Source organism: Paenibacillus allorhizosphaerae, assembly GCF_042659105.1.
GTDB lineage: Bacteria > Bacillota > Bacilli > Paenibacillales > NBRC-103111 > Paenibacillus_G > Paenibacillus_G allorhizosphaerae.
Map to the genome: position 1 here is coordinate 51936 of NZ_JBHSRV010000018.1, position 23069 is coordinate 75004.

Annotated in this window: 17 protein-coding genes; 12 read left to right on the forward strand and 5 right to left on the reverse strand. The window is 51.9% G+C overall.

Annotation, left to right across the window (positions count from 1 at the left end):
• Positions 1-20: 20 nt before the first annotated feature.
• From ACFQI7_RS33050 to ACFQI7_RS33065, 4 genes are all read left to right on the forward strand, one after another.
• On the forward strand, positions 21-2072 hold the full coding sequence (locus ACFQI7_RS33050; RefSeq protein ID WP_218102163.1) for a glycoside hydrolase family 65: 2052 nt from the start codon (positions 21-23) through the stop codon (positions 2070-2072).
• Between the two features lie 32 nt (positions 2073-2104).
• Positions 2105-3244 (forward strand): oligogalacturonate lyase family protein, encoded by a 1140-nt coding sequence (locus ACFQI7_RS33055; RefSeq protein ID WP_218102162.1) that lies wholly within the window; start codon positions 2105-2107, stop codon positions 3242-3244.
• Positions 3245-3268: 24 nt separating this feature from the next.
• The gene (locus tag ACFQI7_RS33060; protein WP_218102161.1) at positions 3269-4402 is read left to right on the forward strand and encodes a glycoside hydrolase family 88/105 protein; all 1134 of its coding nucleotides are present in this window, start codon (positions 3269-3271) and stop codon (positions 4400-4402) included.
• A 453-nt stretch (positions 4403-4855) separates the two neighbouring features.
• Positions 4856-6247: an MATE family efflux transporter gene (locus ACFQI7_RS33065; RefSeq protein ID WP_377518301.1), complete on the forward strand. Its 1392-nt coding sequence runs from the start codon at positions 4856-4858 to the stop codon at positions 6245-6247.
• 66 nt (positions 6248-6313) lie between these two features.
• On the opposite strand, the gene ACFQI7_RS33070 is transcribed toward ACFQI7_RS33065, so the two are convergent.
• On the reverse strand, positions 6314-8554 hold the full coding sequence (locus ACFQI7_RS33070) for an AraC family transcriptional regulator (protein WP_218102159.1): 2241 nt from the start codon (positions 8552-8554) through the stop codon (positions 6314-6316).
• Positions 8555-8905: 351 nt separating this feature from the next.
• On the opposite strand from ACFQI7_RS33070, the gene ACFQI7_RS33075 reads away from it, so the two are divergent.
• The 3 genes from ACFQI7_RS33075 to ACFQI7_RS33085 all read left to right on the forward strand — a co-directional run bounded on the left by ACFQI7_RS33075 (position 8906) and on the right by ACFQI7_RS33085 (position 12305).
• A complete protein-coding gene (locus ACFQI7_RS33075; RefSeq protein WP_230415539.1) occupies positions 8906-9781 on the forward strand; it encodes an ABC transporter permease in 876 nt (291 codons plus the stop codon).
• A 20-nt stretch (positions 9782-9801) separates the two neighbouring features.
• The gene (locus tag ACFQI7_RS33080; protein WP_218102157.1) at positions 9802-10695 is read left to right on the forward strand and encodes a carbohydrate ABC transporter permease; all 894 of its coding nucleotides are present in this window, start codon (positions 9802-9804) and stop codon (positions 10693-10695) included.
• Between the two features lie 74 nt (positions 10696-10769).
• Positions 10770-12305 carry an extracellular solute-binding protein gene (locus tag ACFQI7_RS33085; protein WP_230415522.1) on the forward strand — a complete coding sequence of 512 codons (1536 nt, stop codon included), beginning with the start codon at positions 10770-10772 and terminating at the stop codon, positions 12303-12305.
• Positions 12306-12426: 121 nt separating this feature from the next.
• On the opposite strand, the gene ACFQI7_RS33090 is transcribed toward ACFQI7_RS33085, so the two are convergent.
• Positions 12427-13308 carry a LysR family transcriptional regulator gene (locus tag ACFQI7_RS33090; RefSeq protein WP_218102156.1) on the reverse strand — a complete coding sequence of 294 codons (882 nt, stop codon included), beginning with the start codon at positions 13306-13308 and terminating at the stop codon, positions 12427-12429.
• Positions 13309-13461: 153 nt separating this feature from the next.
• On the opposite strand from ACFQI7_RS33090, the gene ACFQI7_RS33095 reads away from it, so the two are divergent.
• Positions 13462-14649 (forward strand): MFS transporter, encoded by a 1188-nt coding sequence (locus tag ACFQI7_RS33095; RefSeq protein WP_218102155.1) that lies wholly within the window; start codon positions 13462-13464, stop codon positions 14647-14649.
• Positions 14650-14791: 142 nt separating this feature from the next.
• Here ACFQI7_RS33095 and lplT read toward each other — a convergent pair whose 3' ends face one another.
• Together lplT and ACFQI7_RS33105 are read right to left on the reverse strand one after the other, a co-directional pair.
• On the reverse strand, positions 14792-15982 hold the full coding sequence (lplT, locus tag ACFQI7_RS33100) for a lysophospholipid transporter LplT (protein ID WP_218102154.1): 1191 nt from the start codon (positions 15980-15982) through the stop codon (positions 14792-14794).
• Positions 15979-18201: an AMP-binding protein gene (locus ACFQI7_RS33105; RefSeq protein ID WP_230415520.1), complete on the reverse strand. Its 2223-nt coding sequence runs from the start codon at positions 18199-18201 to the stop codon at positions 15979-15981. The genes lplT and ACFQI7_RS33105 overlap by 4 nt, the downstream gene beginning before the upstream one ends.
• 259 nt (positions 18202-18460) lie before the next feature.
• Here ACFQI7_RS33105 and ACFQI7_RS33110 point away from each other — a divergent pair, with 259 nt between their 5' ends.
• Together ACFQI7_RS33110 and ACFQI7_RS33115 are read left to right on the forward strand one after the other, a co-directional pair.
• On the forward strand, positions 18461-18991 hold the full coding sequence (locus ACFQI7_RS33110; RefSeq protein WP_230415518.1) for a histidine phosphatase family protein: 531 nt from the start codon (positions 18461-18463) through the stop codon (positions 18989-18991).
• A 136-nt stretch (positions 18992-19127) separates the two neighbouring features.
• On the forward strand, positions 19128-19850 hold the full coding sequence (locus ACFQI7_RS33115; RefSeq protein WP_218102152.1) for a TauD/TfdA family dioxygenase: 723 nt from the start codon (positions 19128-19130) through the stop codon (positions 19848-19850).
• Between the two features lie 89 nt (positions 19851-19939).
• Here the strand turns inward: ACFQI7_RS33115 and ACFQI7_RS33120 are convergent, their stop codons facing one another.
• Complete coding sequence (locus ACFQI7_RS33120) at positions 19940-20458, reverse strand: GNAT family N-acetyltransferase (protein WP_218102151.1); 519 nt, start codon at positions 20456-20458, stop codon at positions 19940-19942.
• A gap of 539 nt (positions 20459-20997) precedes the next feature.
• On the opposite strand from ACFQI7_RS33120, the gene ACFQI7_RS33125 reads away from it, so the two are divergent.
• Together ACFQI7_RS33125 and ACFQI7_RS33130 are read left to right on the forward strand one after the other, a co-directional pair.
• Complete coding sequence (locus tag ACFQI7_RS33125; protein ID WP_218102150.1) at positions 20998-22491, forward strand: hypothetical protein; 1494 nt, start codon at positions 20998-21000, stop codon at positions 22489-22491.
• A 92-nt stretch (positions 22492-22583) separates the two neighbouring features.
• On the forward strand, positions 22584-23030 hold the full coding sequence (locus ACFQI7_RS33130; RefSeq protein WP_218102149.1) for a DUF6843 domain-containing protein: 447 nt from the start codon (positions 22584-22586) through the stop codon (positions 23028-23030).
• Positions 23031-23069: the final 39 nt, after the last annotated feature.

The following is a 23069-nucleotide window of genomic DNA, read 5'->3' on the forward strand; positions in this document are numbered from 1 at the left end:
GCTGGGCCCAAGGAGGAATTATGGATCGAAAACAAATCGTAAAGCGGCACCATCCCGAGCTGAACAAATGGGACCCGCTGTCCCCTTTCTCCGTAGGCAACACGGAATTTGCCTTCACCGCCGATATTACCGGGCTGCAGTCGTTCCCGGAGCAATACGAGGTACCGCTCGGCACGCAGTCCAACTGGGGCTGGCATTATACGGGAGGACGCGACCGATTTACGGAGAAGGACGCCGAGCATCAAATGTTCGATACGTACGGCCGGCTTGTAGGTTACCCGATGAAGTCGGGCAGCAAGCCGGAAGCCTACCATTGGTTGCGGCAAAATCCGCACCGGCTGCAGCTTGGCCGCATTTCGTTACGGTTTTTGCTGGAATCCGGCGAGGAAGCATCGGCCGATGCAATAAACAATATACATCAGCGTTTGAACCTTTGGTCAGGGATATTGACCAGCGAATATAGCGTTCAAGGCGTGCCGGTGCGCGTAACGACCGCATGCCATGGCGCGATCGATACCGTCGGCGTACGCGTGGAATCGCCGCTGATCGGCGAGGGGCGTCTCCAAGCATTCATCCGGTTTCCGGCGCCCGATATGGTCCATACGGCATGGGCAAAAGCCGTCTATCCGGATTGGGACCATGACGACAGACACCGGACGGAGCTTCGCAAGTTGGAAGCGCGGCGGGCAAGGCTTGAACGAAGCATGGACGAGGACCGTTACGAGGTCGGCTGGGAATGGAGCTCGGGACGGCTCGAGCGGACAGGGGCGCATGAGTTCACATTGGTGCCTGAATCGCAAGGTGAATTATTGGAATTTTCCGTCTCTTTTGCTCCGGAGTCGCCGCAATCGGCTCCCGTTCATGAAATTATCGAATCCAGCGAACGCCGCTGGGAAGCTTTCTGGATGAGCGGAGCGGCGATCGATTTTGCCGGCAGCCGCGACCCTAGAGCGTTTGAGCTGGAGCGCCGCGTCGTGCTTTCGCAGTTTCTGTGCGCGATGCACAGCGGCGGTTCCTTGCCTCCGCAGGAAACGGGGCTCATGTACAACAGCTGGTTCGGCAAGGCGCATTTGGAAATGCACTGGTGGCATGCGGCGCATTTTCCGTTATGGGGCAGGGAAGCGTACCTGCTGAAGAGCATGAACTGGTACCGGGACATTCTGCCTGTCGCGCGAGAGCTCGCTGCATCCCAAGGGTATGAAGGCGCCCGCTGGCCGAAGATGGTCGGCTTCGACGGCAAGCCTTGCCCGTCCCCGGTCGCGAACGGATTGATCTGGCAGCAGCCGCATCCGATGGTGCTGGCGGAGATGTGCTATCAGGCGAATCCTACGCGCGAAACGCTAGAGCAATTCCGCGACATCGTGTTCGAGGCGGCCGACTTCATGGTTTCGTACGCTCATCTGGATGAAGACAAAGGCGTGTACGATCTGGGGCCGCCGCTCATTCCCGCGCAGGAATGCCATCCTCTGCAAGGCAGCAAAAATCCGCCTTACGAGCTGGAGTATTGGAAGCAGGGGTTGGAGATTGCCATCCGGTGGGCGGAACGTTTGCAGGCGACCGTCAATCCCCGGTGGGCCGAAGTGGCTTTGTCCATGGCCGCGCCTCCGCAAGCGGATGGCGTCTATCTCGCGCATGAGCTGTGCACCGACACCTTTACCGGGAAAAATCGCGACCATCCTTCGATGCTGGGCGCACTCGGCATTTTGCCGGGAACGCTCATCGACCCCGAGGTGATGCGCAATACGCTGCTGAAGGTGAAGGAAGTATGGATGTGGGACTCGGCCTGGGGCTGGGACTTCCCGATGTGCGCGATGACGGCGGCGAGACTGGGGGAAACGGAACTCGCGGTCGATTTCCTTCTGATGGATGCGACCAAAAACACTTATTTGACCAACGGTCACAATTATCAGCGTCCCGGTTTAACCGCTTATTTGCCGGGCAACGGCGGTTTGCTGACCGCCGTAGCCATGATGGCCTGCGGCTGGAAAGGCAACGAAACGGCGCACAATCCCGGCTTTCCGCAGGATGGAAGCTGGAACGTGAAATGGGAAGGGCTAAAGCCTTGGCTGTAAAAGCTGTTATCTCGTAAGAGGAGGCGCGCGAAATGGGAAAAGGAACTGTATGGCCTTCCGAACGGAAGGCCTACACCGATCGATTCACCGGCATCGAAGTGACGCAGCTGACGGATTATAAGGCACACAGCCATCATTTGTATTTTACCGAAAGCGGCTGGTATGACGGGGGGCAGCGTCTGCTGCTGATCTCGGACAGGGAGAACAGTACGAACTTGTACAGCATGCATCTGGAAAGCGGCGAAATGACGCAGCTTACGGATTACCCGGGAAATGATCAGTTGGACGCCTGCTTGCTGCCGGATGGAAGTGCTGCTTTCGTAAAGAAGGACCGCTGCTTGATCCGGTTAAACCTATCCACGCTCGAAGAAACGCTTTTATACGAAGCGCCTGAGGGGTATCGCCTCGGGAACGCGAGCGCAACGGCGGACGGCAAGTTCGTCCTGACCTGCGTGCAGGAGGACCTCTCCTCCCGAATCCGCCTGGACCTCGGCAACGGATATGTCGGCCATCGCGAGCTAATGGAAGCGGCTCCCCACAGCATGATCGTGCGGATCAATGCCGGACAAGGCGGTGCGGAAATCGTTTACGAGGCCAAACGGTTCATTACCCATATCAACGCTTCGCCTGGCGAGCCATGGCTTCTGACGTTTTGCCATGAGGGACCTTGGCATTTAGTGGATCATCGCATCTGGGGTCTTGACCTGCGTTCAGGGAAAGCATGGAAAATTCGGGAGAGACTGGAGCCGGGTGAAAAGGTAGGGCACGAATTTTTTTATCCGGACGGCGTGACCGTCGGCTATCATGGCTTCCGCGCGAACGGTACCAACTTCTTCGGCCATATCCGTTACGATAACACGGGCATGGAGGAGACGGAATTCGCTTTCGATACGTGGCATGCCTATGCCGATGGGCTCGGACAGGCGATCGTAGACGGCAAGGGTGCGGTAAAGTCGCTTTCGGTTTGGCGCAAAGCGGATGGCGTTTACGACGGTCCCCGCATGCTTTGCGAGCTGCGCTGCAGCTTTCATTCGCAGAAGGTGCATGCGCATCCGCGCTTCAGTGCCGACGGGAAGCAAGCATTGTTTACGAGCGACAAGAACGGGTACGGCAATCTGTATTTGATCCATCTCCCGGAGCGTTTCGACAGCTTGCCGTTATTTACCCTTTAATACAGGAGCAGGAGGAATCGATTTATGCAGGCAACAACGAGCGTACGGAACGCACAGCACATGTCCGTCAAGATTGCCGAGACGATCTTGTCGCGCTGCGTGGACGGGTATCATCCGAGCATCGGCAACAAGTGGGGTTATGTCGCCGGCATGGCGTTAACCGCGATCAGCCGTCTTGGCGACTGGGCGGAAGAGCCGCGATACCATGAGCTCGTCAAACGTCATATCGATGTGTTCATTCAAGAGGACGGCACGATCGAGGGCGGCTATGCGCTGGATGAGTACAATCTGGATCACGTCAATAAAGGGAAGCATTTGCTCAGGCTTTGGAGGGAAACCGGCGAAGCCAAGTATGAGAAGGCCGCACGGCTGCTGGAAGCGCAATTGATCGGACAGCCGCGCACCGAAGAAGGCGGATTCTGGCATAAGAAGATTTATCCTTACCAAATGTGGCTGGACGGCCTGTACATGTCTTCGCCGTTCATGGCGGAGTTTGCCGCAACGTTCGGGGAACCCGTCTGGTTTGACGAAGCCGCCCGTCAGCTGCTGCTCGTCGAACGGCACACCCGCAACCCGCAAACCGGCCTGCTGCACCATGCATGGGACGAGAGCAAAGAGCAGCGCTGGTGCGACGGCGCCACCGGGCGCTCCCGGCATGTGTGGGGGAGGGCGATGGGCTGGTACGCGATGGCGCTGGTTGACGCGTTGGAGCATTTCCCCGTCCGCCATCCGAAGCGCGGACAGCTGCTGGGCATCTTCGAGCGCATGGCGAACGCCGTCGTGCGTGCGCAGGATCAGGACAGCGGGGTTTGGTATCAGGTGATGGATTGCAACGGACGCGAAGGCAATTATTTGGAGTCATCAGGATCCTGCATGCTCACTTACGCCTTGGCCAAAGGCATCCGGTTCAAGTATTTGTCCGAGATCGACCGCAAGGTCGTCGAACGCGCTTACGAAGGGATCCTCGATCGTTTCGTCACGGAGGATGAGCAGGGCGTGCATCTGCACGGCATTTGCCATGGCGCAGGGCTTGGCGGGCGGAAATACCGCGACGGCTCGTATGCGTATTACTTGAGTGAGGCGAAGGTCAGCGACGTGCTGATGGGCGTGGCGCCGCTGCTGCTGGCCAGCATCGAGCTCGAACGTCTTCAGGGGTAGATCTACAAGCTCCATGTCCGGACGGAACGGAACCGATGCAGGCATAAAGCAAGAAGGAAACCGTGGAGCCGTAGCTTGGAGCATAACTGAATAAAGAAAAAGCAGACCAAGACTGTATCGCTTCAGCCTTGGTCTGCTTTTTCTTTAATGGTCCCAACATGACCGCAATTTATAAGTGAAAGCTTGAGAAATCAGGCTTTTATTTTTTTATGTGGGAACCTCAAGCAAAGTACACCGATCAAGTACGAAAGTGATTTTTCGAACCTGTTCAAAACCGTTTAAACCTCGTTTTGGCGGACGAATACAACGCCTGCGTAACTAGGGATTATAGTGAGGGTTTTAATCGATAATAGAGGGGTTTATGGGCGTTAAAAACCGTGTTTAAATCGTGTGCGCGGTATGATAATATTACATGAAATCGAAAAACAAGGATGGCGGATGATGAGTAATCACATGAACGAACGTTTTGGTAACGAAAGTGTTCCCAAGTTAATTGTATCGCTGGCTACTCCTGCAATCATAGCTCAGCTAATAAATGCGATGTATAGTGTGGTCGACCGAATGTTCGTCGGGAGAATGGCTGAAAATGGTACGCTAGCGTTGTCCGCTATTGGAATATCCTTCCCGATTATCATGGTGATCTCAGCGTTTGCGGCGCTAGTAGGCTTCGGCGGCTCGCCTCTGGCATCCATCAAAATGGGCGAAGGGGAGCTTAAGAAAGCAGAAGAATTACTAGGCAGCTGCTTTTCTTTGCTGCTAATCGCGTCCGTTTTGATGACAACGATTTTTCTGATCTTCAAATCTCAACTTTTAACGCTATTTGGCGCTAGCTCTGATACGTTGCCTTTTGCCGAAGACTTTATAGGTATTTATCTCATCGGCACGGTCCCGGCACTCCTATCCCTGGGATTGAATCCTTTCATTGCGGCCCAAGGATTCGCTAAAACGGCTATGGTCACGATATGTGTCGGGGCGGCGGTTAACATTATCCTCGACACCATTTTTATTTTTGGAATGGGTATGGGGATCAAGGGCGCAGCATGGGCTACTATTATTTCCCAAACGATTTCTGCCGGTTGGGTATTGAGGTTTCTAACCTCAAGGCGCGCCCAATTGCGCTTGCGATTAAAGCATATGCGCGTTAATCCAAAAGTAGCGGCGAGTGTACTTGCATTGGGCCTTTCTCCATTCATTATGCTGTCCACTGAAAGTTTAATCCAAATCGTATTCAACAAGTCCCTGGCCCATTTTGGAGGGGATATGTACGTTGCTGCGATTGGCATCATGGGGACGCTTATGCAAATATTTACGCTGCTGTTGTCAAGTTTTGCACAGGGAGCACAGCCTATTATCGGCTATAACTACGGGGCGGGCAATGTTGCTCGCGTGAAATCTGCAATTAAATATTGTACCTTTTTTTGTGCTGCTTTCGGTTTGGCGATGTGGAGCATTGCCGTTTTTATGCCGCAGCTTCCAATAATGATATTTACCAATAATCCAGAACTTTCGACACTGACAGTCAGGTTAATGAAGATATTTTTCCTGGGCACATGTATTTATGGTGTTCAATTAGCGTTCCAACAGATTTTTATAGCGCTCGGACAAGCCAAAGTTTCTATTTTCATCGCGATCCTGCGTAAAATCATTTTACTTATTCCGATGGTACTCCTGCTTCCAGCATGGATTCGTCCGCAAACAGATGCCGTTATTATTGCTGAGCCGATTGCAGATATTTGTGCGGCTCTAACCTGTTGTGTTTTATTTGTACTTAAAATGAAACAGCTTCTCAAAGACGAACCCGCTTATTCTGGAATGCAACGAGTGCCCGGTCGATATCGATCGTAAACAAGTAGCAGGTTTGCCGGGGCGAAAGAGGACAGCCGCTACCGGCTGTCCTCTTTTCCAAAAAGCCTAAATCGTTTCGGTACGCGGTGCCTGTTTGCGGAAATCGTTAGGGGTGACGCCGTTGCTTTTTTTGAACATCCGGTAAAAGTACGAGCTGTTCGTAAATCCGGTTTGCTTGGCGATGTCCGCCACGGAGTAATCGGATTCCAATAGTAGCTGCTTGGATTTATTCATACGCACCTCTTGAATGACGTCCGTCAGCGCGAAGAAAGTCATCTGCTTGTATAGGCGGCTAATATAAATCGGCGACATGTCGAGTTCGTCGGCAATCGAGTTCAGGCAAAGGTTCGGGTTCGCGTACTCCCGTTCGATAATTTCATTGATGCGTTTTACCAATTCGTCCTGCTTCGAGCTTCTTCTTTCCTCAAGCTGTTTGCTCAGCCGATCGAATATCCCGAAAAATTGCGTCGTAATTTCTTCGATCACTTCCACTTGGTTCAGTGAGGCTAGCGCCGAGTCGAAGTCGGCTTCGATGACGATGGCATTGTTTTTCCGGATCGTATTCAGGACGTTGATCACGGTGAACGTTAGATGCGAAATCGTCAGCTGAACGACGCTGTATGGATATTCCGCCGTAGCGCGCACCATATCGGAATAGATGGTTTTGGCCTCGTCGCTCTTCCCCGTCATGAGGCAATCGACCAGCTGCTTCTCCCGGTGAACCGGAAAAGCATAGTCTTTCTGCTTCAAGTTCATGATGTCCTCCGACCACAAGAGGCAGCCGTAACCGTAAAACAAGCGGTGCAGCGAAGCCTCCTTCACCTCATTGTACAGCAGGATCGTTTGATCGACGGATGGTCTGACCGGACTTACGGTAAAGGAGACCGATACTTTGAGATGATCCCGCACCGCTTCCTGCATCGAATGGAGCATGCTTGCCAACGCTTCCCTATCCGAAATGCGCTGCGGATCGTCGCCGGTGAGCAATAGAAGCACACGCTCGTCGCCTATATCGACGCCCTCCGCGTAAAACGACGCGAAGGCGCTTATTTCCGTGCCGATGTTGATGATCGCGTATTTGACCAGCTTGATATGGTCTTGGTATTGGTCGACGCATTCCTTGTACCGGTCCAACTTAAGCAATACGAGCCGGGCATGGTGGTCGACCCGGATCGACGAGCCGAATTGCGCCAATTTGTCCTGCAGCGCCTGCGGGCTGTATACTTCCCTGCGTAGTACGATATTGGACAAGAAATGCTGCTTGACGATATGCTGATGGTCTCTTCGCTCGGTTTCAAGCGTTTTCAATTGTTTGAGCACTTTGTCGATCGGACCGTACAGTCTGCGGGTAGCGACGACGGACAGCAGCAGGCCGAGCAGCAGCACCGATACGCTGAAATAAATCGTCTTCGTTCTCATGCTCGTAATCTCGCGGGTAATTTCCGAATATGGCGTCGTCCGCACATATCTCCAGCCAAGCGAATCCGGGGCCGTGTAGGAGACGAGCGATTTGACGCCGTCAACCGTATCCACGAAATAATCCGAGGCGGCACGGTGGTCGAGAATGTTGCGAATATAGCCTTTGCCCGAGTAATCGGTCAGCATCGGATCGCTGCCGCTGCGCGAATGCAGCATTCCTTGTTCGTTGATGATGAACGTTTTGGCGCCGGAGCCGCTTCGGCTTAAGAGGCCGTAATCATTGTTGACCCACGACTCGGCAATATTGACGACGACGGCCGCGCTCGGTTTCTTCTCGAGCATGTCGTACGACAAGTACGAATAGCTGCTGACCTGTTTGCTGCTGCCGATCGTATACGTTCTCGGTATTGGATAATACGGACGGTATTCTTTTATGTTTTGGAAAATATTTACAATTCCTCGATCGTCCAATTCCTTCTCCGTCTGACTTCCGTTGCGGAACGAGTCCGAACTGATGTAGTACATCCCGGAGCTTGCATTATACACATAAATCGATTCGATAAACGGCATCGACAGCCGGTAGTTGTTGAGCTGCTGCATTGCCAGCGTGACATCGAAAATATCCGGTTTCGGGAAAAAGATCAGTTTGGAGATCGTCAAGTCCCCGTAAATTTGAAACGAAAGCGTCTTGGCCGTATCCGTCATTTTGGCCGCTTCCTGGCTTGCCTGCTTCAGCGAGTTCAGATCGGATCGGGATACTTGCCGGATCGCGATGCTTTCAAAATTCATAATGAGTAGCGTGGAAGAGATAAGCAAAGTAAGCACGATACTGACCACAAGGCTGATCAAGATGTTTTTGTACAAGTTCCTGTTCTCGCTCGGTTTCACTCGCTACTCATCCTTTCGTCAAAGTTCCGATGCCGGGAGCCACTCCCAAAAAGTATAGCTTACAAGCCGCCGCGTTGCCATAGGGAGAGCGAAAAAGTAGAAAGAAGGCATGAAAGTGCAAATTGTTCACTCCCCGGAAAAGCACGGAAATGGTGAAAACTTCATCTTTGTGACGCAATGTGGAGTTTCTTTATGGGCCCTGTATCCCGTACGATTGTGAACGGATGGGGTAGGCGCGGCCGGACAACCGGTTCGGTTCCGGTTCCCGTGCCATCCTACTTTGATAGCCGGGGAGGAACAGGCTTCGTGACGAGACAAGGATTTTGGAATGAACTGAACAAAAACAAGCTGATGTTTCTAATGCTGCTGCCGACGCTTTTGTTTTTTTTCATCAATTCTTATGTTCCGATGGTTGGCATTTACTTTGCGTTTACGCGCTTTGATTTTCACGGCGGGATGTTCGGAAGTCCTTTTGTGGGCCTCGAAAACTTTACCTTTTTGTGGAAATCCGGAAAACTGGCGGAGCTTACGCTGAACACGGTCGGCTACAATCTGGCGTTTATCGTATTGAAAAACGTGCTTGCGATCGTCCTCGCGATATTGCTCAGCGAAATCCAAGGAAAGCTATTCAAAAAAATGACGCAATCCATTTTGTTTTTGCCATATTTCGTATCGTTCGTGCTGCTGAGCGCCATCTCGTACAACATGTTCAATTACGAAACCGGCTTCGTGAATACACTTCTGAAGTCGTTTGGCATGCAGCCGTTCAACTTTTACAATACGCCTTGGGTATGGGTTATCCTGCTCGTCGTGTTTTATCTGTGGAAGCACATCGGCTACAGCATGATTATTTATTTGGCAACGATCACGGGCATCAGCGACGAATATTACGAAGCGGCACGAATCGACGGAGCCACTCACTTACAAAGGATTTGGTACATTACGATCCCGATGCTGAAGCCGACGTTCGTTCTTCTGCTGCTTTTCTCGCTCGGCAGCATCATGAAAGGGCAGTTCGACTTGTTTTACCAATTGATCGGGAACAATGGCTTGCTGTTTGGAAGTACCGACATCATCGATACGTACGTGTTCCGTTCGCTTAAAGAAACGTTCGATATCGGAATGGCGACCGCAGCGGGATTGTACCAATCCTTGTTCGGCTTCGTTCTGATCATAACGGTCAATTATATCATCAAAAAAATCAATGAAGATTACGCCTTGTTTTAACTTGCGCAGGAGGGTTGGTTATGAACGTTAGAGCTTCGGAGAAGTCCATCGTGCTTACCGTGTTCGCATACTCGGTCGTTGCGATCTTCGCAATCATCTGCCTGTTTCCGTTTTTGCTTATTTTGTCGGGGTCGCTCACGCTGAACGAATCGATCGTACGGGACGGGTATCGGCTCATCCCGAAACAATTTTCGCTGGCGGCGTACAAGACGATTTTCGCTTCGCCCGGGCCGATCCTGAAAGCGTACGGGGTTACCACCTTCGTTACGGTGGTTGGAACGTCGATCGGGCTGTTCATGACGACGATGGCCGGTTACGTCCTGCAGCGAAACGACTTCAAATACCGCAACAAGGTCATGTTTTATATTTATTTCACTACGCTGTTCAGCGGAGGGCTCGTTCCCTGGTACATCATGATGACCTCGTACCTTCATTTAACGAATACGTATGCGGCGCTCATTTTTCCAAGTGTGGCTTCGCCGTTCCTGATCATCCTGATGAGAAGTTTCATCAAATCGACGATTCCCGACGAGGTCATCGAATCGGCCAAAATCGACGGGGCGAACGATTTTAAAATTTATTACGGCATCGTTCTACCGCTCGCCATGCCGGGTATTGCCACGGTCGGACTGTTCATGGCGCTTGGGTATTGGAACAGCTGGTTTTTGTCGTCGCTGTTTATTAACGATCCCGGCAAATACGAGCTTCAGTATTACTTGTACAACATCATTAATACGATGTCGTTCCTGGCCGATCTGGGGGTAAGCTCCGGGGTTACGCTATCTGGGGATATTCCGATGGAGTCGACGAAGCTTGCCATGTCGCTTATCGTCACGGGGCCGATCCTGCTGCTCTATCCATTCGTGCAGCGGTATTTCGTCAAAGGCTTGACCATTGGCGCAGTGAAAGGGTAGACCCGGCGCGCTGTCCGCAGCCCGCCGGTTGACATAGTATGATAAACTTTGATCAGAACAGAGGGAGGCTTTACATGAAAAGAAGAGCAGTCCGTATGTTTGCGCAATTCATCGTATCGGCGCTGGTTGTCGCTTCGTTTGCCGGATGTACCGGCAGTTCGAAGGGCACGGAACCAAACGCGAAGACGGCAGGATCGGGACAGGGTCCGGATATGTCCAAGAGGGTGGAGTTGCAATTTTACATGCTTGGGGATCCGCCCAAAGATTTGCCTGTGATCCAGTCGAAAATCAACGAGCTTGCGTTGAAAGACTTGAACGCTACCGTGAAATTCAATTATATTTCGTGGACCGACAATACGACCAAGTACAAGCTGCTGCTGACGTCCGGTCAACCGATCGATCTCATTTATACGGCCAATTGGTTCGGCTATCAGCAATATGCGAAGAAGGGAGCTTTTCTGCCGCTGGACGACCTTCTGCCCAAGTATGCGCCCAAGCTGAACAACTTTGTGCCGAAGGATATGTGGGGCGCGGCCAAGATCGACGGCAAAATCTATACGGTGCCTTCGACGTACAAAGAATATACGACCGGGGGCTTCATCTATAGGGAAGATTTGCGTCAGAAATTCAATCTGCCTAAGCCGGAGTCGATCGCCACATTCGAAGCTTATTTGGACGGGATCAAGAAAAACGTTCCGGATTTATTCCCGCTCGCATCGGGCTTTAATATGCGCAACTATATGGAGCTGACCGTCGATCCGGCCGGATCGTTCCCGTACGGGATGACCGCTCCTTATAGCAAACCTCGCGAGATGACGGCGTATTGGGGATCCTCGGGCCATCTGGAAGGATTGAAAGTTGCGAAAAAATGGGCGGACAAAGGATTCTGGTCCAAAAACGTGCTGAACGAAAAAGAACTCGCGAACAACTTGGTCATTAACGGCAAGTCTGCGGCGCTGTTCTCGCACAATCCGTCGATGTTCAACGATATGAACACGAAGATGCAAGCGGCGCACCCGGACTGGAAGCTGGCCTACTCGCCGTTCCCATTCATCAAAGGATACGCTACTCCGGTTACTCCGATCGGCAACGGCTTCGCCATTCCGAAGAGCAGCCCGAATCCGGAGCGTGCCCTCGCCTTCTACGAAAAGCTGGTGACCGACAAGCAGTACAATCAGCTGACCGAATACGGAATCGAAGGCGTCAACTACAAGGTCGACAACGGATATTACCAAATGATCGGGGACAGCAAATCGAACGGGTTCCCGCGCGAAGCGATGAACGGCTGGTCGTGGAGAAATCCCGAGTACATGCTGTTCGACAAAGGCTATGACGGCGTGAAAGAAATTTTCGCGCAGCTGGACAAAATCGCCAAGCCGGACATTTATTCGGGCTTCGCCGAAGACTTTACGTCTTATCAAGCGGAAAGAGCCGCACTCGAGCAAGTGGCCAAGCAGTATCTCGCGCCGCTGGAAATGGGGCTGGTCGACGATGTGGAAGCCGGTCTGAAGCTTTTCATGGAAAAAGCGAAAGCGGCCGGATTGGAAAAAATTCAGGCGGAGTACAAGAAGCAATGGCTTCAATATTTGGACGAAGCAAGCATTAAATAAGGATGGAAACGCAGGCCCGGGACTAAAGCTCTTTTGTCCCGGGCTTTTGGCGCGGCGTAAGGGAGTACTCGCGCTTCAGCAATAATGAACGGTCGCGTCCTTGGAGAATCAGGTATCCTTGTCAGCTATCCTTCAAACGTTGTTCCGCAACGTGTATAAAGGCTTGCGCCGCATGACCAAGGTATTTGTCAGCCCGATAAATGATGCTCATCTCCCTTACCGGCGGATGATCGTGGATCGGAATATATCGCAGTTTGGGATCGCCGATGGATTGGACGAGGGAGCGGGTCTGCACGGTAACCCCCATATTGGCTTTTACGAATTGAAAGAGGGACGGATTGGAGGTCGTTTCCACCACCGTATTCAGCGCAAAGCCTTGCTCCCAGCAGCTGGTTTCCACAAGCTCCCTGCCCCAGAATCCTCTGGGGTACATGATCGCAGGCAGCCCCTTAAGCTCGGTCAAGGCTATGGAATTTCGCTCGACCAGCTCATGTTCTTCCGACACCACTACTCCGTATACTTCTCTTGTTAACGGACGGACGACGAGCCGGGTATCGTATGAAGGCCGCAGCGCAATGCCGATATCAATTTCGGTGCTGAGCACCAGCTCCGCCACATCCACGCTGGAGACGATTTTGAGCCGCACGTTCGGGAACTGATGGCGGAAGTCAATGAACATGGGAGTCAGGCGGAAATCCAGCTCCGACGGCAGTACGCCGACGCCAAGCGTACCTCCCTGATGATGGCGAAGCTCGCCGATCTCCTGTAGCGCGTTATGCAGATTGAGAAACATGCAGCGCGCATGCTTGAGCAGGATGGAGCCTGCCTCCGTCAGAGCGATCCGTTTGCCGATCCGATCGAATAAAGGCATCCCGATTTCTTCCTCCAGCGCTTTCACTTGCAGGCTTAAATTCGGCTGGGATATGCCGATTTTATCGGCAGCTTTCGTAAAATGCAGTTCCTCGCACACCGCAATAAAATACTCCAATTGCCTAAGCTCCATTGCTGTTCTCTCCGTTTTATCGATTTATGCCCGTAGGCAGATCGAAAAATAATCATTTGTATTATAAATGATAACTATAATTTTAATATAATTGATAAATGATTATTCTCCAAGTAATATTTGCGTATATCCGCTATACGAGGAGAGATGATTATGAAGAGCCCTTCCTTGCGCATGATGGCTTTAGCCCTTATTCTTGTGTCTTTCAATTTAAGACCTGGGATCAACTCCGTAGCGCCTGTGCTGCAGGCGATCCGCGATGAGCTCGGCATGAACGCTTTTACCGCGAGTCTGCTGACGTCGATCCCCGTTCTATGCATGGGGATCATCCCGCCCTTTGCCGTGAAGCTCGGCCAGCGCAAGGGCATTGAACGCGTGATCGGCTGGTCGCTTGCGTTCATCGTTGCCGGCAATGCGCTCCGGCTGTTGACCGGCTCGTCCATTTTCTTGCTCCTCACCGCCGCGGTTGCGGGGATCGGCATTGCGGCGATCGGCCCGCTGTTGTCCGGATTTATCAAGCAGCACTTCGCCTCCAATGTGCCTGCCTTGATCTCGCTCTATACGGTCGCGCTCGCCGTTGGGGCGACCATTGCATCAGGGCTATCCGTACCGCTTCAAAACCGGATTCACTCATGGCAGCATTCGCTTGCCGTGTGGGCTCTTCCGGCACTGATCGCTCTGCCGGTCTGGTGGCTATATGTACTGCGGCGAGTTAAGCAGCCGGACGGAAAAACGAGCACCGCGCATGCCGCCGGACTCCCTTGGCATAGCGGTAGAGCGTGGCTATTGACGCTGTCCTTCGGCATGCTCGGCATGCTGTTCTATTCGCTTACGGCATGGCTGCCCCCGGTGATCGAGCATATGGGCTACAGCAAGGCGTATGCGGCGAATATGCTGACGCTGTTCTCGTTCATTCAAATTCCGGTCGGTCTCGCTTTTCCGCTGCTTCTGAAACGCATCCCTTCGCGTCTGTTTTGGCTGCTGCTCGGATCGTTCTCCATGCTCATCGGCTTCACGTTGATCATGATGTCGATGACGCCTTGGCTGGCAGCCATCTTAATTGGCATCGGACCGGGCGTGCTGTTCCCGGTCAATTTACTTTTGCCGATCGAAACGGCGGCCGATGCCCGGCAGGCCGCCGCCTGGTCGGCAATGACGCAGTCGATCGGTTATGTCATCGGCGCGGCGGGTCCCCTGCTGCTCGGCGCCATCCACGATGCTTCGGGAGGCTACGCTTCGCTGATCGTCGTGCTGTTGGCGGTGAACGTGCTGATGATCTTCATTCAGCTCCGCATCGTGAAAGTCAGAACGGCAGGAGGCGTTGTTGCGCTTGAAAAGTAACGGGAAAGATGGGAGGGGAAGCGGGAGGAACCGGACTTCCCTTTCCCCAAGCGGCACAACCATGTAATCTTGCGGAGCATAGTGCTACCGCCTATATAAAATCGCAGCCCGCCCCCAACATTCCGGAGGCGGGCTGCGTCGTTTATTTCACAGACAGCTTTTTCTTTTCCAAGATCAAGTATCCGACGAACAGCAGCAATATGATGGCTGTTACAACAATCGAAGTGTCATTGTTCACGCCGGCCTCAGAAATTTTGGTATAGGCCGACACACCCGCCAGCATCAATACATTTTCCACCAGATTCTGAATCGCGATCGTTTTTCCGGGGCCGACGATTTTATTTTCCTGCAGCGCCGAATTGAGCGGAATCAGGTAAATCCCCCCGCAAGCCCCGATGATCAGGAGAAGGATGATGGTGAGCGGCAAGCTGTATACCAAAGGCAGCAAGATCATGATCACGACCATAAGAAGGCCAAAGCGATAAGACGTAAAGTATTTTTTGGCCGGAACGATCTTCGGGGTGAGGAACGATCCGATCACGATCCCCACGGCCGTGAGGGCCACGATGAGCGAAATCATATCCATCGACTCGATGCCGAGATGAACCGGAACCCAGGCGATGACCGCAAGCCGAACGACGGAGGAAGCCATCCAGAACGATCCGGTGCCAACGAGCGTAAACCGCGTTTTTGCATTTCGGAATAAAGCGGCCGTGTCCTTGAAAAACAGCAGCGCATCATTGCCGTACTTGAGGTCCGGATTGCCCTGAGTCTTGGGGATAAACCACGTCATGGCAAAGGACGAAAGATAAAGCACAAGACAGGTAACGACAGCTCCGGTGACCGATAGCGTGGAGAGGACGCCGCCGCCTACGGAGCCCGCCAATATGGCCAGAATCGTATAAGCCTCGATACGGCTGTTCGCCTTCAGCAGCTCCTGCTCGTCACGGGTCAGGAACTTCAGGATCGAATACTTGGCAGGGCTGTACACGGCGGCGCCGACGCCCGCCATGGCGTAGCTTGCCGCCGGGTGGAGCCCGCACAGTAAACCGATCACGCCGGCGGCTTTAAGCAAATTTCCGGCCATTAACACCGCCGGCTTGGAATGCTTATCCGCGAACGTGCCCACGAACGGAGCGAGAATGACATAAGCAAGAAGAAAGCACGTTTGAACAATGCCGATGTAATAATCCGGATATGCCTGCGCCTTGAGCAAAGCAAGAATGCCGAAGAGCAAAGCGTTATCCGCAAAGGCGCTTAAAAACTGCGTGAAATACAACCAGGGCAGCGGTTTACCTTTGGATTGCGCGATGGCTATCGTCGTCGTACTCATATGGCATTCGTCCCTTCTTCGTCTTGTAAAGCAAGCTGTTTCAGCGTAACGTAATCCGTCTTCCCGCTGCCCAGAAGCGGCAGTTTGTCGATGTAACGAAGCTGCGAAGGCATGAATAGCGGAGAGTGGCCGCTTGCTTTGAACCGTTCCTTGAGCACGCTGAATTTGGCATCGGGATGCGTATGGTATAGAATAACCCGCTCGCCTTTGCGCGCATCGGGGATATTCACCGCCGCGCATACGGCCTCTTCCAGCAGACCGGTACATATTTCTTCGATGAGGTTCAGAGGCACCATCTCGCCCCCGATCTTCGCGATGCGTTTAATTCGGTCTTTCAAATACAGGTAAGGTGTTTCCAAGGTCGCTCCCGCAGGGTCCACGACGGCAAGGTCTCCCGTCTCATGTTCTCTGTTGCAAGGGACAAAACCTTTTCCGTGAATCAAATATCCTTTCATCACCTGCGGCCCGGCGACGATCAAATTGCCTCCATTGTCGATGCCGGGCACCGGCTGCAATCTATACTCCGTAGCAGGCAGTAAGCGCCCGACGGAACCTTTTCGATAGTCGGTCTTCGTGTTGAGGCTAATAATCGGCGACGTTTCCGTCGTTCCGTACCCTTCCATCACCGTAATATGGAACTTATCCTGCCATGTTTGCCGGATTTCATCCTTCAGCTTCTCTGCGCCGGCAATGACGTATTTGAGCGAATGAGCGAAATCGAACGGATGTGCGGTCCTCGCATACGCGGCCAGAAACGTGGGAGTCCCGACCAAAATCGTAATGTTCTTGTCGTAAACAAGCTCAGGAATCACTTTATAATGAAGGGGGCTAGGATACATGTATACTTTCAGGCCGGTCACAATCGGCAAAAACATTTGCGTACAAAGACCCAGGCTGTGGAACAGAGGCAATGCGCCAAGGATGCGGTCCGTCGAATTGAACGGAATGACGGCTCTTGCTTGCTGAATATTGGCATGAATGTTGCCGTGCGTCAAGCAAACGCCCTTCGGTTTGCTCTCGCTGCCGCTCGTAAAGAGCACAATCTCATTGTCCCCTTCAGAGACTCTGCGCTTCATCAAATAGTCAATAAAACCGCTTGCTTTATTCGTCCATTGGAGCGTGTTGCGGACTTCTTCCATATAGACGATTTGATAAGTTTGCGACAGAGCGGCAATCAGTTCGTTTAACCCCGCTTTTTTTACAAACGCTTCCGAGGTCAAGATATACTTCAATTCTCCGGTCTCGCATGCGTCAAGTATCGCTTGACGGCCCGCGGAATAGTTAATCATGGCCGGCGTCTTCCCGATGCGAAACAGGGCAAACAGGACGACCATGTGAGCGGCGGAATTCGGAAGCAGCACGCCCACCCGTCTGTCGGAAGCGAGCACTTGCTTCAACCGGCTTCCAAGCACGTATGCCCCTTTCAACAGCCCGCTATAAGAAATCGCTGCCGCCGGCTTGCCCGAATCCAAAGGCACGGCATCTTCGCATACGACGAACGACGGACCGTGAACTTGAGCCATATCGATCAATTCGTTGAAAAAGTTGACGTTCGGCTTGAGGCGGCTCCGTACCAAATGATCGATCATTTGGGAGCGGATATATTCCGTCGCTCTTTCTTTTTTTACCCGCATCAGATCCGCCGATTCATCAACTACCGTAAAAGGCTGGCCTACGGAAATCGTGACGCGAGGTCTCCAACTTTGGCGCAGCTTTCCTTTGAGATAGGAGAGCTTGGAGTATTCCAATCCGTCAATGGCCACCGGATATATCTCGGCACCGGTACTGAGTGCAAGATAACCGATGCCGCCATACACTTTCATCATGGCGCCGCCCGACGCCACATTGATACGGCCTTCCGGGAAGATGCATAAAGGTTGGTTCGCATTGATGCCGCGCAACATCTTACGCACGGAATAAGGATTCAGCGGGTCTACCGCTACGGTGCTACGAAACATCATAATCCACGAAAACTTTCTGGAGATGCCGGTGTTAACGGCAAACGCGACGTTTTTAGGAAGAAATAATGCCAGGATAATCGGATCCAGTAGCGATACATGGTTCGGGACGATAATCGTTTTTCCGGTAAAACGCAGATGTTCGATTCCGGTCACTTTCAGACGAAACATCCATTTGATGATTCGTTTGATGAGCGGGAGCATGGCAGAGAAAACGACGAAAAATATTTTTTTGGATATGTTCTTCACGATTGAGATCATGAGTCGGCTCAACCTCCAATGTGATGGGCTGCCTTTATTACTAGGTCTTAAAAACATCTTAATCAAGATCCGGTTGTTCCGACAGTACTAACTTTGACTAGTACCGTGGTTTTATTGCGACAGTGAAGAAGAGGGCGGGGAAGAGCCATAGTTAGTCACATCTAGCGTAAGCAGTGGAAGGAGCATTGAAATTTAATTCGATAAATATATAATTAGATGTTTAATGAATTATTTTTCGAAACAGCAGGAGGTTTATAGAATGAAATTACAAGCGCAGAGGACCGCTCATTGGTTTCGGAACCGGCCGATAACAACGATTGTTACGAGTCCGCTTCGAAGGGCCAAAGAAACCGCCGAATATATCGCATTAACAACGAAATCGCCTATTTTCGAGGATAGCCGGTTGCGGGAACGTGCGAACTGGGGAGATTTACCTGAACAAACATTTGACGAATTCGTCGCGATGTGGGAGCGATGTACGCGCGAGCCCGGCTATATACCGCCTGTAGGTGATTCCGCGAAGCAGGCAGGTGTACGCCTCGCATCATTATTATTCGAACTGGCAGAAACACATCCGCCCGAAAGTAACGTAGTCCTTGTAACTCATGGCGGGTTAATTACGGATTTTCTTGTACATACGTTTCCCGAGAATCAGCTAAATGTTTGGCACCCTCATTTTGTAGCCGTCCAAAGCGATCTGGTTCCCGAATGCTCGATCACGAAGCTCGTTTACGAAAATGGGAATTTCAAAATTGATGGTTTTGCATCTGTAGAACATTTGAAAAGTTAACAAGAAGTTGCCAAAAAAACGTGGCATCAAAAGACAATCCTATGCCGCACACACGGACAGACAAGATACAAAAAAAGAATACCTAAATATATGTGGAACTGATTTTATTTAGTTACGGCAGTTCAAGGAGGAACTAATGGCTATTTACTTTGTAAGGCATGGTAAAGATGAAGACGGATTTCGTGGAGGTTGGAGCCAACGGGGATTTATCGTTGAGGGATACAGGCAATCAGAGAAGCTGGGCCGTTACCTTAAGGATCATCAACCTATATTTAATGTGCATCGTATCGTTAGCAGCGACTTGCAGCGTGTGTTAGATACGGCGAATGAGCTTTCAAGAGCGCTTCATGTCCCCGTAGAAAGCAGTAGTCTTTGGAGAGAAATGAATAACGGTATAATATCAGGCATGCCTAACGAGATTGTGAATGAACGATTTCCCGGGCTGTATTTCTCAAGCTTGCGGATGGATGAAAGGTACGTGTTTACTTCCACCGTATACGAAACGGAGCATCCGGTGGTAAGAGTGCATCCGGAAACAGGGGAGCGGACGCTCGTGCTCGGACATTTCGTCAAGAAAATCGTCGGCCTCTCGTCTATAGATTCGGCTCATCTGCTGTCCGTGCTGCAGGGACATGTGACACGACTCGAAAATACGGTCCGCTGGCGCTGGGCGGCTGGCGACGTGGTTATCTGGGACAACAGGGCGTCGCAGCATTACGCGATTAACGATTACGGCGATCAGCATCGTATCGTTCGCCGGGTAACGGTGGACGGCGATGTGCCGATTAGCATCGAAGGGAAACGAAGCGTGACCCGCGTCCAGCCGCTCGCTGCAGCGGACGAAGTGGAGACGGCTTAGCACGGAGAGCTTGTATGCAAAAATCCCGTTCACCTTTAGGTGTACGGGATTTTCTTTTGTTATATGACGCTCAAGAACATAGAAAGGGATCAGACCGGAGATTTGCGAATTCCGCAATATTCCCAATGGAGCACCTCCTCATCCGCAGATTCCGTTATAAATCCCAGCTTCTCTAGGACTGTTCTTGAGCCGATGTTATCCGGCTCGCAACGGGCCGTGATGCGGTTAACCTCATCATGGTTCACAGCCCTGTCCAGCAGCGCTTTCGCAGCTTCGTAACAATAGCCCTTTCGCCTGTGGCTCTCATTAATCCCAAATCCGATTTCAATCATGCCCTCCGGGTCGGGATCGCCTATAAATCCGACGCCTCCAACGATTTCATTCGTGTTCTTTTCGACGATGATCCAGGAATCAAATCCTCTTGTTCCATTGTTATTGACGAGCAGCTCCCGATAATACGGCAGCGCTTCGCGAAAATCCGCGCTAGGCCATTCATCGCTGCTCTTATAGCCGAGAGATTCAAACACCTGCATATCATTTCGGGCAGCAGCGTCAATCATTTGAAGATCCATCGCAACTAAAAACAGACGGTTTGTTTCAAACTTCATTTTTCATCCTCTTTTCCGTTTTTTTATCCCTGTGATCTGTGAAAACGAAAAACGGCCTAGAATGAACGTAGGTCCATTCTAGGCCGGTAAGGCAGCACATCCTCCGCAGCAATGGCATAAAAAAACCGTGCTGAACTTAGCACGGATCACGCTGCTGGAGAAATTATTACCCAGGGCTTTGACGAGATCTCCGTTGTTCTTAACAAATCACGCGGCAATAAGGTCCAACAAGAAATAAACATTGCCATGGTCGGCGATGCGCTGGACTTGCTTGCCATATGAAATTGACATTGTTAAGATCAACAAATCTCTCCTTAGATTATTAGGGATACGCATCATTATATAATCCGGTTGAAGAAAGATCAAGCACAACCGGCACTCTTCGGCAAATAGGCCGATGGGCAGAGAGCAATCGCACAAAAAGTGACAAGTTTGCCTTAATAAATTTGTGCTCTTAGTGAAACTTATTGCGGACTTCGACAGTCAAAAATAACGAGAGACAGAAGCTGAGTTTACAAGGATAAGGAGTGGAATGCACCGTGAAACTTAAATCAGTGCTGCTTGTCGTCTTATTGGCTTCCGGCCTTACATTCACTTTGGCGGAGGGACCCGCGCATGCGGCTTCCAAGGATGTGACGGTCACGTTACCGGCTTTTCCGGTGGAGCTTGACGGTATTGAACTTGACAACGCGCATCTGAAATACCCGCTGCTCACATATAACGATATTACGTACATACCGATGACCTGGTCGGTCAGCCAAGCAACGGGACTGCAGTCGAGCTGGAGCGAGGAGAACGGACTCGAAGTCAATCTCGATATGCCGCTGAGCATCAAACCGGAGCCCGAAACGGGAGGTTCATTCCGTAGCGGTCGTTACGCTGCCCAAGTGGCGGACTTTCCCGTCAGAGTAAATCGGGAAGCGGTAAGCAATGCGGAGCAAACGTATCCGCTCCTTGTGTTTCAAGACGTTACCTATTTCCCGCTGACCTGGGATTATGCGGTGAATCGGTTCCGTTGGAAGCTAACCTGGAGCGACGCAGACGGATTGAGCATCGCGACCAGTCAGCGGCGCTACATGTCCGGGATCATCTACGACGATGACGATAGTTTGTATACTTTTGTGCACAACGTCAAGGACCGCATGTTCCGCATCCCTAAAAATCTTGAAGGCTTACCGGAGCTGCTCACGGCCCAGCAGAGCAAGCAAATCATGGCCTCCCGCCAGGCAGCTATGGAGAGCGTGCCGCCTCAACAGGAGATTAAACCGAAGCAGACGGTGTATCAGGATCACCAGCTCTGGTACGACGGGAAACCGCTGATTTCGGTCGAAAAAGAAGAAGCCGGCAACCGGCTGGCCGATCGGGACGAAAACACTCCAAAGGATGCGTTTCTGTACGGTGAAAGCGTGATAGAACTGGGAGCGGACACGAAGGTGTTCACCTTCCGTATTCCTACCGGCCCGCGCAATCCCGTAGAAACGCCGGCCTCCAGGCGGCTTGTCATCGTGCATCAAGGAGTCGCGGAAGAATTGACGGATTTTAGAAGAAGCGTCGTCGGTGTGCGAAAAACAAACGATGGCGCATGGTTGTGGACGTCTTCGCCCACACGATTGTCGGCACGAACAGGCTCGGAGCGCGGAGAGGTGCTGTGGGTCGGTGCGGACGGAACGCATCGCAGCTGGAGCCAAATCCTGAACGCGCAGTACGTGCGAGTCCTTCATGATGAAGACAACGAGCTGATCGTTCAAGCTTACGAGCTGTTCCGGCCGGAGAACGCGTCTCCACCGACTACCGGTTATTTCCGGCTGCACAGCGACGGAACGTACGATAAAATCGGCGATTTGACGGAAGAAACGATCTTAGAAGGCGCGCCATTGATCGCCGATAATCTCGACGCTTACGTGGATCGGGATAAGAATATATACGTTGTGCGGAACAATACGATCAGCAATGTAAATCAGGGGATGGGCCGCACTTGGTGGGATTACGAGCTGAAGGAGATTACTCGGGAATACCCGGATGCGGGCTATTAATTTAGAAGAGAAATCACAAGGATACAGTGTTCAAAAACCTAGAAAGATTTCCGTTATTCCACCATTCGGCGGGGAAGAGAGGGGGCAAAAAGGTGGCAACAAAGCGCCTAAAATATACGGTTGGAGCTGTCGCCACATGCGGATTGATCCTTGTGCTTGCACTCGTCGTCTATCTAGGGGTTACCGACTCCTCTTCGACGGACGATATTTATTTAATTCCGGAAGGCTATGAGGGCGACATTCAAGTCAACTATAACGTTGCGGGGGCTCCCGGGCTTGCAAAGGAAGGAAAATACGACGTCATTCCGATTCGAGCTGACGGTACGTTCGACACCTCAAAGCCGGATATGGAATACGGACTGGTAACCGATCAATATTTTTACGTCAGTCAGGACGGGCGGAGAACGCCGATTGATAAAAGCTGTGTCAACGTGCGCGGCAACGGTGCGTCCGAGACCGGTTCAACCGTCATAAGACATAACTATTTGAAAATCACGAAAACCAAATGCGGCGACGATTTCAGAGCATGGGGGAAGTAAGCTTCCGCTATCAGCAGGTAAAAATCGCGCGCGTTTATG

Coding starts and splice junctions, on each gene's coding strand:
- ACFQI7_RS33080 (WP_218102157.1), top strand. CDS start 9,802: ATGAACGTTAGAGCTTCGGAGAAGTCCATCGTGCTTACCGTGTTCGCA.
- ACFQI7_RS33085 (WP_230415522.1), top strand. CDS start 10,770: ATGAAAAGAAGAGCAGTCCGTATGTTTGCGCAATTCATCGTATCGGCG.
- ACFQI7_RS33105 (WP_230415520.1), bottom strand. CDS start 18,201: ATGATCTCAATCGTGAAGAACATATCCAAAAAAATATTTTTCGTCGTT.
- ACFQI7_RS33120 (WP_218102151.1), bottom strand. CDS start 20,458: ATGAAGTTTGAAACAAACCGTCTGTTTTTAGTTGCGATGGATCTTCAA.
- ACFQI7_RS33075 (WP_230415539.1), top strand. CDS start 8,906: ATGTTTCTAATGCTGCTGCCGACGCTTTTGTTTTTTTTCATCAATTCT.
- ACFQI7_RS33115 (WP_218102152.1), top strand. CDS start 19,128: ATGGCTATTTACTTTGTAAGGCATGGTAAAGATGAAGACGGATTTCGT.
- ACFQI7_RS33095 (WP_218102155.1), top strand. CDS start 13,462: ATGAAGAGCCCTTCCTTGCGCATGATGGCTTTAGCCCTTATTCTTGTG.
- ACFQI7_RS33060 (WP_218102161.1), top strand. CDS start 3,269: ATGCAGGCAACAACGAGCGTACGGAACGCACAGCACATGTCCGTCAAG.
- lplT (WP_218102154.1), bottom strand. CDS start 15,982: ATGAGTACGACGACGATAGCCATCGCGCAATCCAAAGGTAAACCGCTG.
- ACFQI7_RS33090 (WP_218102156.1), bottom strand. CDS start 13,308: ATGGAGCTTAGGCAATTGGAGTATTTTATTGCGGTGTGCGAGGAACTG.
- ACFQI7_RS33110 (WP_230415518.1), top strand. CDS start 18,461: ATGAAATTACAAGCGCAGAGGACCGCTCATTGGTTTCGGAACCGGCCG.
- ACFQI7_RS33065 (WP_377518301.1), top strand. CDS start 4,856: ATGAACGAACGTTTTGGTAACGAAAGTGTTCCCAAGTTAATTGTATCG.
- ACFQI7_RS33050 (WP_218102163.1), top strand. CDS start 21: ATGGATCGAAAACAAATCGTAAAGCGGCACCATCCCGAGCTGAACAAA.
- ACFQI7_RS33055 (WP_218102162.1), top strand. CDS start 2,105: ATGGGAAAAGGAACTGTATGGCCTTCCGAACGGAAGGCCTACACCGAT.